The organism is Bradyrhizobium lablabi, assembly GCF_018129385.1.
In the GTDB taxonomy this organism is placed as follows: Bacteria; Pseudomonadota; Alphaproteobacteria; order Rhizobiales; family Xanthobacteraceae; genus Bradyrhizobium; species Bradyrhizobium lablabi_C.
The window spans coordinates 90487-107747 of sequence record NZ_JAFCLN010000014.1 but is presented as its reverse complement, the minus strand read 5'-3'; the positions used below and the strand labels follow the sequence as shown (position 1 = coordinate 107747).

Annotated in this window: 14 protein-coding genes; 8 read left to right on the top strand and 6 right to left on the bottom strand. The window is 63.4% G+C overall.

The window, feature by feature from the left end; all coding sequences use genetic code 11:
* The first annotated feature begins 248 nt into the window (after window positions 1–248).
* Window positions 249–1490, top strand: a complete 1242-nt coding sequence (locus JQ628_RS23815) for an LLM class flavin-dependent oxidoreductase (protein ID WP_212225828.1) — start codon at window positions 249–251, stop codon at window positions 1488–1490.
* 31 nt (window positions 1491–1521) lie between these two features.
* Here JQ628_RS23815 and JQ628_RS23810 read toward each other — a convergent pair whose 3' ends face one another.
* A complete protein-coding gene (locus tag JQ628_RS23810) occupies window positions 1522–2514 on the bottom strand; it encodes an ABC transporter substrate-binding protein (RefSeq protein ID WP_212225827.1) in 993 nt (330 codons plus the stop codon).
* 258 nt (window positions 2515–2772) lie between these two features.
* Here JQ628_RS23810 and JQ628_RS23805 point away from each other — a divergent pair, with 258 nt between their 5' ends.
* Window positions 2773–4146: a cytochrome P450 gene (locus JQ628_RS23805; protein WP_212225826.1), complete on the top strand. Its 1374-nt coding sequence runs from the start codon at window positions 2773–2775 to the stop codon at window positions 4144–4146.
* 171 nt (window positions 4147–4317) lie between these two features.
* Here the strand turns inward: JQ628_RS23805 and JQ628_RS23800 are convergent, their stop codons facing one another.
* The 3 genes from JQ628_RS23800 to JQ628_RS23790 all read right to left on the bottom strand — a co-directional run bounded on the left by JQ628_RS23800 (window position 4318) and on the right by JQ628_RS23790 (window position 7113).
* Window positions 4318–4815, bottom strand: a complete 498-nt coding sequence (locus tag JQ628_RS23800) for a cupin domain-containing protein (protein WP_212225824.1) — start codon at window positions 4813–4815, stop codon at window positions 4318–4320.
* A gap of 173 nt (window positions 4816–4988) precedes the next feature.
* Complete coding sequence (locus tag JQ628_RS23795; RefSeq protein ID WP_212225822.1) at window positions 4989–5828, bottom strand: SDR family NAD(P)-dependent oxidoreductase; 840 nt, start codon at window positions 5826–5828, stop codon at window positions 4989–4991.
* Window positions 5829–5853: 25 nt separating this feature from the next.
* Window positions 5854–7113, bottom strand: coding sequence for a serine hydrolase domain-containing protein (locus JQ628_RS23790; RefSeq protein ID WP_212225820.1), 1260 nt, complete (start codon window positions 7111–7113; stop codon window positions 5854–5856).
* 158 nt (window positions 7114–7271) lie between these two features.
* On the opposite strand from JQ628_RS23790, the gene JQ628_RS23785 reads away from it, so the two are divergent.
* From JQ628_RS23785 to JQ628_RS23760, 6 genes are all read left to right on the top strand, one after another.
* Complete coding sequence (locus JQ628_RS23785; RefSeq protein ID WP_249128304.1) at window positions 7272–8264, top strand: sensor histidine kinase; 993 nt, start codon at window positions 7272–7274, stop codon at window positions 8262–8264.
* A 176-nt stretch (window positions 8265–8440) separates the two neighbouring features.
* Window positions 8441–10216 carry an EAL domain-containing protein gene (locus JQ628_RS23780; RefSeq protein ID WP_212225818.1) on the top strand — a complete coding sequence of 592 codons (1776 nt, stop codon included), beginning with the start codon at window positions 8441–8443 and terminating at the stop codon, window positions 10214–10216.
* A 144-nt stretch (window positions 10217–10360) separates the two neighbouring features.
* Window positions 10361–13462 (top strand): bifunctional diguanylate cyclase/phosphodiesterase, encoded by a 3102-nt coding sequence (locus JQ628_RS23775; protein WP_433996159.1) that lies wholly within the window; start codon window positions 10361–10363, stop codon window positions 13460–13462.
* Complete coding sequence (locus tag JQ628_RS23770) at window positions 13462–14535, top strand: sensor domain-containing diguanylate cyclase (protein ID WP_212225816.1); 1074 nt, start codon at window positions 13462–13464, stop codon at window positions 14533–14535. Before JQ628_RS23775 ends, JQ628_RS23770 begins: the two co-directional genes overlap by 1 nt.
* A gap of 93 nt (window positions 14536–14628) precedes the next feature.
* Window positions 14629–15033: a YccF domain-containing protein gene (locus JQ628_RS23765; protein ID WP_212225814.1), complete on the top strand. Its 405-nt coding sequence runs from the start codon at window positions 14629–14631 to the stop codon at window positions 15031–15033.
* A gap of 132 nt (window positions 15034–15165) precedes the next feature.
* The gene (locus JQ628_RS23760) at window positions 15166–15471 is read left to right on the top strand and encodes a DUF3303 family protein (protein WP_349628111.1); all 306 of its coding nucleotides are present in this window, start codon (window positions 15166–15168) and stop codon (window positions 15469–15471) included.
* Window positions 15472–15497: 26 nt separating this feature from the next.
* Here the strand turns inward: JQ628_RS23760 and JQ628_RS23755 are convergent, their stop codons facing one another.
* Window positions 15498–16016: a hypothetical protein gene (locus JQ628_RS23755; RefSeq protein WP_212225812.1), complete on the bottom strand. Its 519-nt coding sequence runs from the start codon at window positions 16014–16016 to the stop codon at window positions 15498–15500.
* A 69-nt stretch (window positions 16017–16085) separates the two neighbouring features.
* The gene (locus JQ628_RS23750; RefSeq protein WP_212225810.1) at window positions 16086–17165 is read right to left on the bottom strand and encodes an LLM class flavin-dependent oxidoreductase; all 1080 of its coding nucleotides are present in this window, start codon (window positions 17163–17165) and stop codon (window positions 16086–16088) included.
* Between the last annotated feature and the right edge of the window lie 96 nt (window positions 17166–17261).

Genomic DNA, 17261 nt, shown 5'->3' with positions numbered 1-17261 from the left:
TGCGCCGCACGGACGGAGAAGGAAGATCTGACGCGTCTCCAACCATAAAGAGATGAACCCGCTCCGGCGCGCAAGCGCGGGACCGCTCATTGCAAGATTTCCGGGAGACGGCATGCCGGCCGTCTTGCACGACAAACATGCGGCATCGGCGGTTTTGCGCGATTGCCATGGCGTGCGCCGCCCCGTAGCTTGGGCTCCGAAAAGCTCGGCGTGATCCGAGAAACAAGAGAATTCGGGAGAAAAACACAATGGCGCGCCTGAAGTTCGGAGCCTTCCTCGCCCCGCATCACCCGATCGGCGAGCATCCGATGCTGCAATTCCGCAGGGACCTCGACTTCGTCCAGCAGATCGATGACCTCGGCTATGACGAATTCTGGTGCGGCGAGCATCATTCCTCGGGCTGGGAAATGATCGCCTCGCCGGAGATGTTTCTGGCCGCCGCCGGCGAGCGCACCAAGCGCATCAAGCTCGGCACCGGCGTGATCTCGCTGCCCTATCACCATCCCTTCAACGTCGCCCAGCGCATGGTGCAGCTCGACCACATGACCGGCGGCCGGGCGATTTTCGGCTCCGGTCCCGGCGCGCTCGCGTCCGACGCGCATACGCTCGGCATCGACCCGATGACGCAGCGCGACCGCCAGGACGAGGCGATCGCGATCATCCGCCGCCTGTTCAACGGTGAGCGCGTCACCGCCAAGAGCGACTGGTTCGTGATGAACGATGCGGCCTTGCAAATCCTTCCCCTTCAGGAAGACATGCCGTTCGTGGTGGCCTCGCAGATCTCGCCGTCGGGCATGACGCTGGCCGGCAAATACGGCATCGGCATCATCTCGCTCGGCTCGATGTCGACGCAGGGCCTGATGGCGCTGCCGCAGCAATGGCAGTTCGCCGAGGACGCCGCGAAAAAGGCCGGCACCACCGTGAGCCGTTCCAACTGGCGCGTGCTGCTGTCCTGGCACATCGCCGAGACCCGCGAGCAGGCGCGGCGCGAGGCCGGCGCCGGGCTGATGCGCTGGCACAACGAATATAATGTCGGCACCTTGCAGCGGCCGGGGCTGGCGGCCTTCTCCTCGCCAGATGATGCCGTGGACAAGACCGCGTTTGTCGAGGGCGCCGCCTCCACCATCGGTACGCCGGATGATCTCGTGAAAACGATCAAGAACCTGGTGGATGTGTCCGGCGGCGTCGGCACCATCGTCGGCTTCGTGCATGACTGGGCCAATCCGGAAAACACCCGCCGGAGCTGGGACATGGTAGCGCGCTACGTGATCCCCGAGATTAACGGCTACATCACAAAACTGCGCGAGTCGCAGAAGTTCGTGATCGAGAACCGCGCGGTGTTCGAGCGCGCGGGCCAGGCCGTGATGGCCAAGATCATGGAGAACGAAAAGGCCGCCGCCGCGCTTCAGCAGACCGGCCCCGGCCGTATCGCGATCCCCGCGGTGAATGCGCCGGATCTACAGAAGGAAGCCGCGAAGCGGAAGGCGTAACGAATGAGGCGGCCCGGATTGCCGCGCCGCCTCATTCGATCACTTCATCCGCGCGGCTGAACAGCATGGGCGGCAGATCGAGGCCGAGTGCTTTCAAAGTCTTCGCGTTCAACACCAGTTGTAACTTGGTTGGAGCTTGCACCGGCAGCCGATCAGGTTTCTCGCCTCTGAGCAGCCGATCGACATAGCTTGCGGCCCTTCGGTAAAGATCGTTGATCTCGACTCCATAGGAGACGAAGCCGCCATCCGCGACAAAGTAGCGGTATGGGTAGATCGTCGGGATACGATGCGCAGCCGCGGCCTCGATGATCACGGCCCGGTTGACCGTGTTGAAGACGTCGGGAAGGACGATCAGCCCGCTGAAGTCGGTTGTGAATCGACCGATAGCGGGAGCGATGTCTGAAGCATCGGTCAGCGCGATCGGCATCAGCTCGATGCCAAGGCGCGGAGAAGCCTCTTGCAGGACCGAGAGATGGACTCTTCCGCCTCCGCCTCGCGAAGCCGAGGCTTGACTGTACAACACGCCGACCCTGGTGAGGCGAGGTGCAATTTCCTTCAACAGCTCGAGCCATTTTCCGGCGATCGCCGGCTCGAAATTCAGGAAACCGGTCACGTTCCCTCCGGGATTGGCCAGGCTTTCCACGAGACCTTGTCCCACCGGATCGTTGACCTGAACGAACACGATGGGAATGGATTTGGTCGCCTCTTTCAGAGCCAATGTTGCCGGCGCGCTGTTCGCGACGATGACCAAGGGTCTAAGCGCGACCAGTTCCGCGGCAAACCGTTTTGCGCGGTCGACATCGCCTTCGGCCCAGCGTACGTGATATTCCGTGTTGACTCCTTCCTTCCAGCCGAGCGTTTGCATCCCCTCGCGCAGCGACGCCGTTCGGCTCTGGCCCACCGCGTCATCCGCAATCCCCATGAGGACACCGATGCGCATGACGCCGGCAGATTGTTGCGCCTTCACCGCAACCGGCAGCGCGATGGCCGCCCCTAACCCGGCAATGAATTCACGCCGCCTCATTCGGTCACCTCGTCGGCCAGCGCCGGCAGCGCTTGAGGAAACGAGAAGTGCAACAGCTTCGCGGTCTCGAAAGCAGGCAGGAGCCGGGTATTTTGCCGTAATTCAGTCCCTGTCGGCTTCTACTGCATGTCGTGCCTTTGCGCGAACGTAGCATGGCCGCGCGACTTTGTGGCGCGATTTGCTCCGCCCGCGGACTCTTTGCAGCGGCGACGCGGCGCGCTATTTTTCCGCTTTCGGCTACGGACGGAGCAAATCGCGATGTCGATGCAGAATGTCGCTTCTCCCGCTTTCGCCTTTCCTCCCAAGCCCAGCTCACTGCGGCATATCCCCGGCGATGAGGGCTGGCCGTTCATCGGCCGCACGCTTCAGGTTCTGGCCGACCCCAAGGGCGAGGTCGAGCGGATGGCCGCGAAGTACGGACCGGTCTATCGCAGCCGCGTGCTCGGCGAAACCAGTGTCAGCGCGCTCGGCCCGGAAGCCAACGAGCTGGTGCTGTTCGACCAGCAAAAGCTGTTCTCCTCGAAGCACGGCTGGGGCAGCATCCTGGACCTGCTGTTTCCACGCGGCTTGATGCTGCTCGATTTCGACGAGCACCGCCTGCACCGCCGCGCGCTGTCGGTGGCATTCAAGTCGGGACCGATGAAGTCCTATCTGGCCGATATGGACCGCGGCATCTCCGCACGCGTCAGGCAGTGGAAGGCGAAACCGGGCGAGATGCTGCTGTATCCGGCCATGAAGCAGCTCACGCTCGACCTTGCGGCGACCTCGTTCCTCGGCACCGGTCTCGGCCCGCAAATGGACGAGCTCACCCAGGCATTCATCGATATGGTGGCGGCTTCCGTCGCCCCGATCCGCACGCCCCTGCCCGGCACGCAGATGGCGCGCGGCGTGAAGGGCCGCAAGCGCATCGTCGCCTATTTCTCCGAGCAGATCCCGATCCGCCGCGCCCGCGGCGGCGGGGACGACCTGTTCTCGCAACTATGCCAGGCGACCCTCGAGGACGGCGCGCTGCTCTCGACGCCAGACGTCATCGATCACATGAGCTTCCTGATGCTCGCCGCGCACGACACGCTGACCTCGTCGCTGACCAACTTCATCGGCGAGCTCGCGGCACATCCGGAGTGGCAGCAAAGGCTGCGCGCCGAAGTCACCGGCCTCGGCATCGACGCCGGCGATCCGACCAGCTTCGACATGCTGGAAAAGATGCCGTTGTCGGAAATGGCGTTCAAGGAAGCGCTGCGCAAGAAGCCGCCGGTGCCCTCGATCCCGCGCCGCGCGGTGCGCGACTTCACCTTCAAGGGGTTCGATATTCCGGCCGGCACCATGTTCGGCGTCAATCCGCTCTACACGCATCACATGCCGGATATCTGGCCCGATCCGGAAAAATTCGATCCGCTGCGCTTCACCGAGGACGCCCAGCGGGGCCGCCACCGCTTTGCCTGGGTGCCGTTCAGCGGCGGCGCGCATATGTGCCTCGGGCTGCATTTTGCCTACATGCAGGCAAAGACTTTTGCGCGGCACTTTTTGCAGAATCTCGAGGTGTCGCTGGAGCCTGGCTATCAGCCGAAATGGCAGATGTGGCCGATCCCCAAGCCGCGCGATGGCTTGCGGGTGAGGGTGAAGGCGGTGTGATTTCTTCTCCCTCGCCCCGCTCTTGCGGGGAGAGGGTCGGGGTGAGGGGTGCTTCCGCAACGACGGTGAGAGATGGGCTCGCGGAGAGTCCCCCTCACCCGGATTGCATCCTTGATGCAATCCGACCTCTCCCCGCAAGCGGGGCGAGGTAAAGGAAGGCGCAGCGCGATCTCACTGCTTCAGCAGCGTCGTGAGCTGCGCGCCTTCATCGGCCACGAACACCGCGATCAATTCCGCGGGCTCGGTGCTGCTGGCGTTGGCCGAGACCAGGTGCGTCGAGCCCGGCGGCTCGAAGAAGGACTGGCCGACCTTGAAGGTCTCGACCGGGCCGCCGCCGAGCTGCGAGCGGATCTCGCCCTTGGTGATGTAGGCTGTCACAGAGCCGGAATGATAATGCGGCGGCGTGAAGCCGCCGGGGCCGTAGAACACGCGCACCACGGTGATGCGCTTGCCCGCGACGTTCGGCAGCGCATGCGAGGCGATCGGCTCGACGACATTTTCCGACGAGTTGGCCGCGGATGTCATACAGAGCGGATCGATGAGGACGGCGGCGATGTCGCGCGTAAGCGGCAGGTGATTTCCGATCATGAACGCGCAGGCAAGGCCGGCGATGATGGCGAGATGGAGCGGGCGAGGTTCGGGGATTCGGAGTGTAGCTGTTGCGAACATTGTTTTCTCCCTTCAACTGATCTCACCGTCATTGCGAGGAGCCAACGGGTCGCGCGAATGCGCGCCCGATGACAGGCTCCGCGGACGAAGCAATCCAGCTTTCTTGTCGTGGCAAGGAAAGCTGGATTGCTTCGCTTCGCTCGCAATGACGGCGGAAGCGCCGCGCGCTCCCCTCACGCCCCCTGCTCGAACGTCTTGCGCAGCGTGACGTAGCCCTGCTGCTGCTGGGTCCAGTTGCGGCCGCCGGTGATGGCGCCGTCGACAACGAAATCATGGCCGTTCACGAACGTCGACTCGTCGCTGGCCAGGAACAACGCGGCGTAAGCGATGTCATCCGGCGTGCCGGCGCGCGGGATCGGCTGGGCCGACTTGTAGACCCCGTGCATCAGTTCGGGCGTCTTCTCCGCCGCCTCCACCGACAGGCCGAGCGCCTTGCCGAAGATGCCGGTCGCAATCACGCCGGGCGAGATCGAGTTGACGCGGATGCCGGCTTCGCCAAGCTCCATGGCGACGCATTTGGTGAGATGGATGACGGCGGCTTTGGCCGCGCCATAGACCAGCGAGGTGGAATAGCCGCCGAGGTGCCCGGCGATGCTGCCATTGTTGATGATGCTGCCGGAACCCTGCTTCTTCATATGGGGCGCGGCGTGCTTCATGCCGAGCATGACGCTGCGCAGCAACGTTCCCATCGCCGCATCGAAGCGGTCGACTTCGAGCCCTTCGATGCCACCTACCTGCGCCGGACCGCCGGCATTATTGAACAGGCAGTCGATCCTGCCGAACTTGTCGACCGCCAGCGAGATCAGCGCTTTCATCTGCTCTTCGACGGCGACGTCGGTCTGGCGGAAAACGCAAGCGGCGCCGAGCTTTTTCGCCAGCGCTTCGCCTTCGGGAATGCGGCGCCCGGCCACCACGACCTTTGCACCTTCCGCGACGAACACCTCCGCCGTGCGCAGCCCGATGCCGCTCGTCGCGCCCGTGATCACCGCAACCTTGCCGTCCAGCCGTCCCATTTCGCCCACCCTGTTGTCGTGAAAATTAATCGATGATCGCGGACTGGACCATGGTCCGGAACTGGTTGCGCAACATGATGCGGTCGCCATCGCTGACCTGCACCATGTAGATCGCGATCAGTTGCTCCTTCGGATCGATCCAGAACAGCGTGCCGGCATTGCCGGCCCAGCCATATTCGCCGAGCGAGCCCGGCAGCGCAGAATCGCCGACGCTGGTGCGCACCTCGAAGCCGAGGCCGAATCCGAGCCCGGGCGGTCGTCCCGGCCGGCTGCTGCCCGTGTGATCCGCCGTCATGAATTCGAGCGTCTTGCTGCCGAGCAGGCGCTTGCCCCCAAGTTTGCCGCCGTCGGCGAGCATCACCGCAAAGCGCAGGTAATCGTCCATGGTGCTGGTGAGGCCGCCACCGCCCGATTCAAAGCGCGGCTTCTGTGCGACGTCGAAACGGGGCGTCATCGGCGGCGCCTCCGGCATCTGCCAGGGCTGCGCGGCGCGCGCGAGCTTGTCGGCCGGCACGTAGAAGCCGGTGTCGGTCATGCCGAGCGGCGCAAGAATCCGTTCGCCGAGGAATTCGCCGAGCGTCTTGCCCGAGACGACCTCGACGAGGCGGCCGAGCACGTCGGTCGAGACGCCGTATTCCCAGCGCTCGCCGGGCGAGAAGCGCAACGGCAGCTTTGAAAGCTTTGCCACGAACTCTTCATTGCTGACGTCGCGGCTGCCGATCTTCGCCTCGACATAGGCGGCATTGATCAGCGATTTGCCGCGCGTGCCGTAGATCAGGCCGGAGGTGTGCCGGAGCAGGCCCTGCACTGTCATTGCGCGCGCGGGATCGACCAACTGGAGCGTGGTCTTGCCGTCCTCCGATGTCTCGACGCCGACCTTCATCTTGCCGATCTCGGGCAGATATTTTGCGACGGGGTCGTTGATCTGTAGGCGGCCTTCCTCGACCAGCATCATGATCGCAACGGAGACGATCGGCTTGGTCATGGAATAGATGCGGAAAATCGAGTCCGGCCGCATCGGATCCTTTGCCGCACGGTCGCGGAAGCCGAGAGTTTTCGTCCAGGCGACCTTGCCCTTGCGGGCCACCAGCATCACCGCGCCGGGGACGAGGCCGGTTTCGACATGCCGCTGCGTGACGGCTTCGATGCGCGCAAGCTGTGCCGACGACAGGCCGACTTCCTCGGGCGTTGCCGCTATCGGCAGAACAGAATCGGCCCGAACGGTTCCCGCTGTCACAAAAGCGAACAGGAGCAGCGCGCAAAGGACCTGGACGCGGCGGAGCATGGCATTCCTCCCGTTTTTTGTTTGGACCACTATCCCTTCCGGCCGGAAACAAGGCAAGCGATGCCGGGCCGGAGACGGGCGATAAAGGCGGGAAATGCCCGTTTTGCTTGCTGGGCCGTCATATTTTGGATTTGCTGGTCACGTGAAGTGACGAACCCATGTCAAAAATCCCTATGGCAAAATCGACCACGGCAAGACTGATCGACGAGTTCCGGCGCGGCTGGCAGGGGGATTTCCATCCCCCGCTGCTGCTGAGCATCGGATTTGCGATCCTTTGCCTGGCATTGGGGACATTGGGACGGTGGGGACTCTCCCACATCCGGCCCGATGTGTTCTTCACGCCGTACTTTCCGGCTGTGATGATCGTCACCGTGTTCAGCGGAGTCCGGATCGGCATTCTGACCGCGGCCGCCGCCGGCGCACTCGGCGTCATCATCAATTTCGGCGATACGGCGACGGATTCGGCCAGAATTGTGCTGCTGCTGATCTTCTGGGCGGTATGCGCGGTTGCCATCTGGGGCGTCGAGCATTACCGCTCGATCGCCGCGCAGCAGCACGAGATCTCCAAACGCCTGATCCAGGAGGAGGAATACCGCAAGCTGGTGGTCGACGAGTTGCAGCACCGGCTCAAGAACAAGCTGTCGGTCATGCATGCGGTGCTGCATCAGGTGCTGCACGACCAGCCGGAGGTCTGGGCGACGATCGACCATCGCATCCGCGCGTTGTCGGCGACCGACGATTTGATTGCCCGGGTCGACGGCCGCGGCTGCGACATCCGCGACTTGCTTCGTTCCGAGCTTGGGCCTTACGGCCATGTCCGCTTCAACCTGAACGGCGATGCGCTGTTCCTTCCCGACAAGCTGGCCGTCAGCCTCGCGCTGATGTTGCATGAACTCGCCACCAATGCCGGCAAATACGGCGCGTTCTCCTCGGCAAAAGGGTTTTTGCAGGTGTCGTGGACCGTCGACGACGACCGGCTCACCATCGTGTGGGACGAGACGGAAGGACCGCCCGTAGAGACCATCGGCAAGCCCGGCTTCGGCACAAAGCTGCTGAATTCGGCGCTACTGGCCTTCCACGGCAAGACCGAGATCAGCTTTCTGAAGAGCGGCATTCACTGCACCATGCAGTGCCGGATTCCGCCGGGTTGAACGCCGATCGCGAACGAAGCGAAAGCGCCCGCGAAAGCGGCGCGCCTCCGCGTTGACACTCTGTTAATGACGATTGCCGCAACGCCGGTGCGGTGTATCGCTCCTGTACATTTGCTGCGGCCTTTCAGAGGTTCGCTTAACCAAAACTACAAGGGACGCTGCCAAGCTCTGCGCCCATGCACGATCCCAACCGATATGACCTTCACACGGCCGCCGAGGCCGTCAATGAAGGCGCAAACGATTCCGAACTGAATATCCTGAGGGATATCTTCAGGATGCTGCCCTGCGGGGTGACCTTGCAGGACGAATACGGGCATGTCCTGCTGGCCAATGACGCGGCGACCGCGCAGTTGCAGGTCGGCGCAGCCGAGCCTTCCAGCGAAATGGGGCAGCGCCGCGAAGCGGCAACCGAGCTGTTGCGGGCGGGCCGCGCGGCAGTTGTAGAAGAATCCACTGCAAGCGTTGCTGGCAAGCAGGTCTTCCTGACCAGCCACCGCCCGGTCCGCATCGCCGGCCGCGATCTGTTGTTGTCGAGCTCCGCCGACATCACCGAGCAAAAGGCATTCGAAGACACGCTGTTCCGCTCGGCCTATTACGACGAATTGACCGGCCTGCCCTCGCGGCGGGTGATCGAGCACCGCGTCAACAAGCTGCTCGCGCAAGGCGGCCAAGCCAGCCAAGCCGGCTTTGCGCTCGCCTTTCTCGACATCGACAATTTCAAGCACATCAACGACTATTATGGACATGCGATCGGCGATGCGCTGCTGGTGGAGATGACCCGGCGCCTCGGCATGACCTTGCGCGAATCCGACATGCTCTCGCGTATCAGCGGCGACGAATTCCTGCTGCTGCTGCATCCGGTGCAGAGCCAGCAGGAGGTCGCGGAATATCTGCATTTCATGCTGGAGCGGATTCGCGCGCCGCTCTTTATCGACAGTTCGGAGATCTTTGCATCCGTCTCGGTCGGCGTCAGCCTCTATCCCGAGCACGGTCAAAGCTACGACGCGCTGCGCCAGAACGCCGACATCGCGATGTATCGCGTCAAGAACAACGGCAAGGGCACGGCCGTGTTTTTCGACGCCAGCATGGAGCGCGAGGCGCAGGCCCGCACCAGGATCGAGCAGTCGCTGCGGCTTGCGATCCTGGAAAAACGCTTTTGCTGCGTGTTCCAGCCCAAAGTCGACATCCGCACCAGCCAGGTCAAGGGCATCGAGGCTCTGGTGCGTCTGCGCGACGACGAAGGCGTGATTCAGGCCCCGGGGACCTTCATCAACCTCGCGGTCGAGCTTGGCCTGATCGATGAGCTGACCCATCTGGTGCTGGCCGAGATCGTCAAATCGATCGACTCGATCAACGAGACATTCGGGCCCGATACCACCATCAGCATCAATGTCGCGGCCAAGCAGGCCGGCAATGCGGAATTCATGCGGCCATTTGCCGACGCGATCGAGCAGACCGGCTTTCCAAAACGCTTCATGATCGAGGTGACGGAGGACGCGTTCGTCACCAAGACGCTGTTCCAGGACGAAATCCTGCCGATACTTCGCAATATCGGCGTCGGCATCTCGATCGACGATTTCGGCATCGGCTATTCGTCGCTGTCGGCGCTGGCCGACATCACCGCCGACGAGATCAAGATCGACCGTTCCTTCATCACTGACATCCACAAGCGGCCGCGCAGCCAGGGCATTTTGCGCGCGATCGAATCGCTCTCCGAAGCGCTCGGCATGACCGTGATCGCCGAAGGCGTCGAAACGTACGAAGAGCTCGCTTATCTCCAGGCCGCGACCCGCATCCGCTACGCCCAGGGCTATTACTTCTCCAGGCCGATTTTCCTGGAAGATCTGAAGCCGGCGGTGCCGCGTTCGAGCGAAAGCCGCGCCGGCCTTGCCAGCCGGCCGGCGCAGGAAAGCCGTCCGGCCTATTCGCGCGCCGGCCGCTATCGCCGCTGAGCGGCTTGTTTCGCCGAGCCGGTAAAGGAACGCTAAACGATAAGCCTGCGCATCGGGCGACATGCGGCATCAATCAAGCGTTAACTTGATTTCGTAACGTCAACGCCATTTGTGCGGCGTACGCATGTTCCCCGGGAGTAGGGAATGCGGCACACGTTTTACGACATGTCGGCTACACCATCTCGGCCCGCGGCGATCGCACGGAGTTTCGCTACCACGGTCCGCGGTCCGGCATTATGGCTGACCCTGTGCGGCGGATTGCTGGTCACGGCGATCTTCGCCGTCACCATCATGATGGTCGGCCAATTCCGCGAACGCGCGCTGGTCAACAGCGAGCGCGAGCTGAAAAATACCGTGCTGCTGCTGACGCGCCACTTCGACCAGCAATTCGAGGACTCCAAGACCATCGCAGGCGATCTCGTCGCGCAGTTGCAGGTCTCCCGCATCGCATCGCCGGAAGCGTTCCGGCAGCGGATGTTGCTGGCGGAAACGCACGAGATCCTGAAATACAAGGGCCTTAGCTATCTCGGCGACGTGTCGGTGTTCGACGCCGAAGGCGACCTGCTCACCTGGTCGCGCGCTCTGCCGGCACCCGCCCTCAACATTTCCGAACGCAACTATTTCAGGACGTTCAAGTCCGATCCGCAATCGAGGCCGGTGCTGGCGGAGGCCGTCCGCAGCCTCATCCGCGGCAAGCTGCAAACCGTGATCGCCCACCGGCTGACCGGCGAGAACGGCATCTTCCTGGGCGTAATGACGCGGCGCATCGAGCCGGCGCAGTATGAAAAATTCTTTGCCTCCGTGGCACCGGGATCGGGCGCGGCCATTTCCATGTTCCACGCCGATGGGACCTTGATGGCGCGCTTCCCGCATGTCGATCATCTGATCGGGCAGAACTTTGCGACCGCTCCGCTCCTCCAGCATGTCCTGAACAACAGCGGCCCGCAGACCCTGCGGGTGCAAAGCCCGGTCGACGGCAAGGAGCGGCTTGGCTCCGCAGCGATGCTGAGCCAGTTCCCCGGCGCGGTCGTCGCCACCAATACGCTGTCGGCCGCGCTGGCCGATTGGCGCGCGCAAACCCGGCTCATGGTCGGCGCCGCGGGCCTGGCGGCATTGGTCATCGCCCTCGTCCTGTTCGTCATCATCCGCCAGATGCTCCGGCATGGCCGGGAATCGCAGGAACGCCTGCGGACCCAGAAGCAACAGCTCGACACCGCGCTCAACAACATGACGCAAGGTCTCGTGCTGTACGACGGATCCGAGCGGCTGGTGCTGTGCAACGAGCGCTTCATCGACATGTTCGGACTGTCGCGGGACGTCGTCAAACCCGGCGCCGATGCCCGCGCCATCATGCATCACCGCGTGGCGACCGGATCGTTCGAAGGCGACCCCGACGGGTTCTACAACCAGATCCAGCGCAGCCTTGCCAACGGCGAGGTCACCACGACCATCGCAAATTCAATCTGTGGCCGCTGGTTCCAGATCGTCAACCAGCCGCTGGCGCAAGGCGGCTGGGTAGCGACCATCGAGGAAATCACCGAACGGCGCAAACTCGAACAGGAGCGCGACCGCAACCAGGCTTTCCTGCGCGAGATCATCGATCACATCCCCTCGCAGATCACCGTGAAGGATGTCCGCGAGCGGCGCTACGTACTGGTCAACCGCGTGGCCGAAACCCATTTCGGGGTGCCGCGCGAGGCGATCCTGGGCAAGACCGCGCCCGACCTGTTCCCGCCGCGATCCGCCGAGATCATCGCAGCGGATGACGAAACCACGCTGCAATCGCCCGAAGGCATGTTCAAGGATGAGCACGTCTGGGAGAGCCAGGCGGTGGGCAAGCGCTTCATCACCTCGCGGCGCCTTGCGATCCGCGACAAGGAGGGCGAAGCCCGCTACCTGATCAACATCGTCGACGACGTCACCGAGCGCCGCCGTGCCCATGAGCGGATCGCGCATCTGGCGCACTACGATCCGCTCACCGACCTGCCAAACCGGGTGCTGTTTTGCGAGCAGATCGAACGCGAGCTGCAAAAGGTCAGCCGCGGCGAGCAGTTCGCCCTGCTATATATCGACGTCGACGAATTCAAGGGCATCAACGACTCGCTCGGTCACCATGTCGGCGACGAGCTGCTGAAGGCGGTGGCGGGCCGCCTGCGCGCCTGCATCCGCGAAACCGACCTGATCGCGCGTCTGGGCGGCGACGAATTTGCCGTGATCCAGACCGGGGTGAAGAACGTCACCGACGTGCTGGAATTCGTCACGCGCATCTACGAGGCGATCCGAAAGCCCTATCAGTGCCTCGGCCATCATCTTTCGACCGACGCGTCGATCGGCATCGCAATGGCGCCGCAGGACGGCACCAACCTCGATCAGTTGATCAAGAATGCCGATCTCGCCATGTATGGCGCCAAGGCCGACGGCCGACGCACGTACCGCTTCTTCGAGCCCGAGATGGACGCCAGCGCCAAGGCGCGGCTTGCCATGGAGCAGGATCTGCGCCAGGCGATCCGCGAAGGCGGGTTCGAAATCCACTACCAGCCGCTGGTCTGTCTCAAGACCGATTCTGTGACCGGCTGCGAGGCGCTGTTGCGCTGGCGCCATGCCGAACGCGGCATGATCTCGCCGGCCGAATTCATTCCCGTGCTGGAAGACACCGGCCTCGTCAACGAGCTCGGCGAATGGGTGTTGAGAACGGCCTGCACCGAGGCCGCCGGCTGGCCGGACCATGTCCGCCTCGCGGTCAACGTCTCCCCGGTCCAGCTCAAATGCGAAGGTCTGGCGCTGAAGATCGCCAGCGCGCTTGCATCGTCCGGCCTGCCGGCCAACCGGCTCGAGCTCGAGATCACCGAGGCGGTGCTGATCCATGACGACGAGGCGGCGCTGGCCATCCTGCACCAGTTGCGCGCCATCGGCGTGCGCATCGCGCTCGACGATTTCGGCACCGGCTATTCCTCGCTGAGCTACCTGAAGCGCTTCCCGTTCGACAAGATCAAGATCGATCGCTGCTTCGTCACCGACCTCGCCGAAATGGACTCTTCCGCCGCGATCGTGCAGGCGGTGGTCAACATCGCCGCTTCCCGCAACATGACGACGGTGGCCGAAGGCGTCGAGACGATCGAGCAGAAGGGCGTGCTGCGCGCGCTCGGCTGTACGCAGATGCAGGGCTTTTTGTTCAGCGCGGCCAGGCCCGGTCCCGAGGTGCGGAAACTGTTCAGCGCGGCCCGCGCGGCCGTGGTGGCGGCGTGATGGCACGCAGACCGCGCCAGCAACGCAACAAGCCTTCGCTGGCCGGCAGCTCGGAGCTGGCGCATGCCTATGCGGTGCGGCTGCTCCAGCATCTGGTGGTGCCGACCTTCGTGATCGACCCGCGACGGCGCGTCGTGGTCTGGAACCGCGCCTGCGAGCGGCTCACCGGCATGAGCGCCGCCGAAGTGCTCGGCACCAGCCGGCACTGGGAAGCCTTTTACGAGAACGAGCGCTATTGCCTCGCCGACGTGGTGGCGCTGGGCGAACAGCACAGGATCGGCGAGCTCTACGCCCATCACTCCCTGTCGAACGACGGCAGCTTCGGCGCCAGTGCGGAAAACTGGTGCCATATGCCAAAACTCGGCAATCATCTTTATCTGGCGATCGACGCCGGCCCGATCCACGACGATGACGGCAATCTGATCGCCGTGGTGGAAACGCTGCGCGACATGACCGACCAGAAGCGCGCCGAGATGGCGCTGAAGACGCTGGCCGCCAAGGACGCGCTTACCGATCTCGCCAACCGCCGCTCGTTCGACCAGGCGCTTCAGATGGAATGGTCGCGCGGCCTGCGCAGCGGCCGGCCGCTGGCGCTGCTGTTTGCCGACGTCGATCATTTCAAGCTGTTCAACGACCGGCACGGCCATCAGCGCGGCGATGAAGCCTTGCGCACCATCGCGGGCGTGATCGGCAAGACCGCGATCCGGCCGACCGACCTCGCCACCCGCTATGGCGGCGAGGAATTTGCCATCATCATGCCGGACACCGACATGGCCGCGGCTTGCAGCGTCGCCGAACGGCTGCGCGAGGCGGTCATCGAGCTCGATATCGCGCTCGGCGATGTCAGCACCGGTTCGATCGTGACGCTGAGCATCGGCGTCGCTTCCCATGTCCCGGGCAGCAATGAGGCCGGGCCCGACTGGCTGCTCGGACAGGCCGACCAGGCGGTATATGCGGCAAAGCGTCTCGGCCGGAATCGCGTCGTTTCCGCCGATGCCATGCTGGGCGAATTTGCAAGACGGCATCCCGGCACGGCCGCCGTCTCCGATTTCCGGCGCGCCGCAAAGCGGTAGTTTTTCTCCGGACGCTCGAACCCGCCCTGTCCGTGCATCCGGCGCGCCCTTATATGCGCTGTAGGCAATCAAGCCAGAAGCGGGGATTATCGCATGCAGCCGGTTTCCATCCTCCTCAACATCCTCTGGATCCTCATCGGCGGCGCCTGGATGGCGTTCGGCTGGCTGGTCGCCGCTATCATCATGGCGATCACCATCATCGGCATCCCCTGGGCGCGGGCGGCGTTCAATATCGCGGTTTACACGCTGCTTCCGTTCGGTTCGCGCGCGGTGCGGCGCGACGAAGTCACGGGCATGGAGGATATCGGCACCGGCCCGCTCGGCGTGATCGGCAACCTGATCTGGCTTGTGCTCGCGGGCTGGTGGCTGGCGCTCGGGCACGTCATCACGGCGGTGCTGCTCGCGGTGACCATCATCGGCATTCCCTTTGCCTGGGCGCATCTCAAGCTTGCGGGCATCGCGCTGTGGCCGATCGGCAAGGTGATCGTGCCGGCATGACGTTGTAGGGTGGACAAAGGCGCATCTGCGCCGTGCCCACCATCTGGCCAGACCGTTGCCTTGAACGGCGGGCACGCTACGCTTTGCCAACCCCGTGGTCTTTGCCCACCCTGCGATCTGCGGAGAATTAACGTGCCCGCCCTGTTTCTGGTGATTTCGACGCCGCGGCCGGAACGGCCGTCGGACATGGCCGAACGGCGGCAGAGTTTTTGGCCATGGATCGGCAGGTATGAAGCGGCAGGTGTCTGCAAGCAGGTCTATGCCCGCGTCGGCCGCGGTGCGGTCGCCGTCTTCGACGTGGAGAGCAACGATCAACTGCACCGCATTCTGAACGAATGGGCCGATATCATTCCGGCCGAATTCGACGTCTATCCGCTGGTCGATATCGAAGCCACGCGAAAAATGCTGGCCGCGCAGGTGGCGATGAGCAAGGCATAGGATGGTCCTGCCCGCCTGGCCTCACTCTATAGCTCCCTCTCCGGATCGGTTTCGGAGACGGACTCGTGCAATGCGAAAATACGCGGGCCGATCGGATCGCCGTCCTCGTCGACTTCAAAAAGTCCCCATGAGAAATTCTGTAGCTCCGCCTCGGTAAACATCGGGTCGTCCAATAGATAACAGAGGCCGAACAGGAACTCGGCTTGCACACCACGCACGATGTCGGTGAGATCTTGAGCCGATACACCTTTCTCGAGGCATCTCCGGACTGCGGGCGCGACTGGCCCATCAGGAGAACGCTCCGCGTTTTGAAGCAAGGACCGTATCCACTGCTCATCGCCATTGCGAACGACCTGGCTCCAAGCCTGTCTGAGAAACAGGAACCTCTGAAGTTGCGGAATTCCCTCATCAAGCTGGGATCTCGCCCAGGATTCTGGCTCCCTGGCGCCATATTTCGCAAACAGCGCCGTCAGTTCCTTCAGATTACGCGGGATGTGCATCTGTGTTGCCTCGGTGGGCGCCAGCGCGACGTCGAGCTTCGCCACGGACCAACAATACCGTCTGACATCTGTGCGACAACCGCTTGACGTGTCCGTAAGCCAACGAATTCGCTGTCACGCCGCCAATCGCCCGCGGTTATTCTCAGCCAGGATCGGACGGATCAGCCGGCCGAAGCGCTCGGCCTCCTCGTCATGCAGATAGCCGGACAGGCAGAACGAGTGGCAACCGGCGTCGATGAATTGCTGTAGCGTCGCCGCGCATTGCTCGGGATTGCCGACCACCGCGATGCCGGCGCCCGGCCGCACTTTTGTGATACCGGTCCACAGATGCGGCAAGAGAAGATCGCCGTGCTCGCGGGCGAGCTGCTGCACCCGCTGATTGGCTTCTGACTTGTTGTAGAGCGTCTTCATCTCCTGCTTCTGCCGCTCGGTGGCATGGCGCACCAGTTGGTCGGCGGCCTCCCACGCATCGGCCTCGTTCTCGCGGCAGATCACCTGTAGCCGCATGCCAAAGCCGATCTCGTGGTGGCGGTCGTGCGCGCGCGCCATCTCGCGGATCTCGGCGATGTTGGATGCGATCTTCTCCGGCAGATCACCCCAGAACAGGTGCACGTCGGAATGCTTTGCCGACAGCTCCCAGGCCTGGCGCGAGCCGCCGCCGAGATAGAATTTTGGAAATGGCTGCTGCAACGGCCGCGGGCGGATGAAAGCGCCGGATATCTTGTGGAACTTGCCGTCGAAATGCACGGGGCCGCGTGTGGTCCAGAGCGACTTGAGGATCGAGACTTCCTCCTCCATCAGCGCGTAGCGCTCTTCCTTGGCGTAGCGCACGCCTTCGCTCTCGACCTCGCTCTCGTTCTGGCCCGCGATCAGGTTGATGCAGATGCGCCCGCCCGACATCTGGTCGAAGGTCGAGATCATTTTCGCCATCAGCACCGGATTGATGTAGCCCGGCCGTGCCGCGATCAGCGGCTTGATCCTGTGCGAGCGCGCCGCCATGAACGCGCCTGATATCCAGGCCTCCCAGCAGGTCGAGCCGACCGGAATCAGCAGATATTCGAAGCCGGCGGCCTCGGCCGCGGTTACCACACGCTCGCACAGTTCCGGCGAGCCTGCGATCTGCGCTTCCATCAGGCCGTAGGCCGTGGTGTCGCCATGCGTGGGGAGATACCAGCCGAATTCGAGCGGACGCATGCCTGTGTCTCCTGATGCACGTCGATTTGCGCGTGAGTCTCGATTTGCGTCGTAGTTTACAGGCTGTAGCGGGCGGGACAATGCAGGATGCCGGTT

Bases quoted from the DNA above. Each gene is read 5' to 3' on its own strand.
- JQ628_RS23795 (WP_212225822.1), bottom strand. From the start codon at position 5,828: ATGGGACGGCTGGACGGCAAGGTTGCGGTGATCACGGGCGCGACGAGC.
- JQ628_RS23785 (WP_249128304.1), top strand. From the start codon at position 7,272: ATGTCAAAAATCCCTATGGCAAAATCGACCACGGCAAGACTGATCGAC.
- JQ628_RS23790 (WP_212225820.1), bottom strand. From the start codon at position 7,113: ATGCTCCGCCGCGTCCAGGTCCTTTGCGCGCTGCTCCTGTTCGCTTTT.
- JQ628_RS23805 (WP_212225826.1), top strand. From the start codon at position 2,773: ATGTCGATGCAGAATGTCGCTTCTCCCGCTTTCGCCTTTCCTCCCAAG.
- JQ628_RS23750 (WP_212225810.1), bottom strand. From the start codon at position 17,165: ATGCGTCCGCTCGAATTCGGCTGGTATCTCCCCACGCATGGCGACACC.
- JQ628_RS23815 (WP_212225828.1), top strand. From the start codon at position 249: ATGGCGCGCCTGAAGTTCGGAGCCTTCCTCGCCCCGCATCACCCGATC.
- JQ628_RS23775 (WP_433996159.1), top strand. From the start codon at position 10,361: ATGCGGCACACGTTTTACGACATGTCGGCTACACCATCTCGGCCCGCG.
- JQ628_RS23810 (WP_212225827.1), bottom strand. From the start codon at position 2,514: ATGAGGCGGCGTGAATTCATTGCCGGGTTAGGGGCGGCCATCGCGCTG.
- JQ628_RS23765 (WP_212225814.1), top strand. From the start codon at position 14,629: ATGCAGCCGGTTTCCATCCTCCTCAACATCCTCTGGATCCTCATCGGC.
- JQ628_RS23770 (WP_212225816.1), top strand. From the start codon at position 13,462: ATGGCACGCAGACCGCGCCAGCAACGCAACAAGCCTTCGCTGGCCGGC.
- JQ628_RS23800 (WP_212225824.1), bottom strand. From the start codon at position 4,815: ATGTTCGCAACAGCTACACTCCGAATCCCCGAACCTCGCCCGCTCCAT.
- JQ628_RS23780 (WP_212225818.1), top strand. From the start codon at position 8,441: ATGCACGATCCCAACCGATATGACCTTCACACGGCCGCCGAGGCCGTC.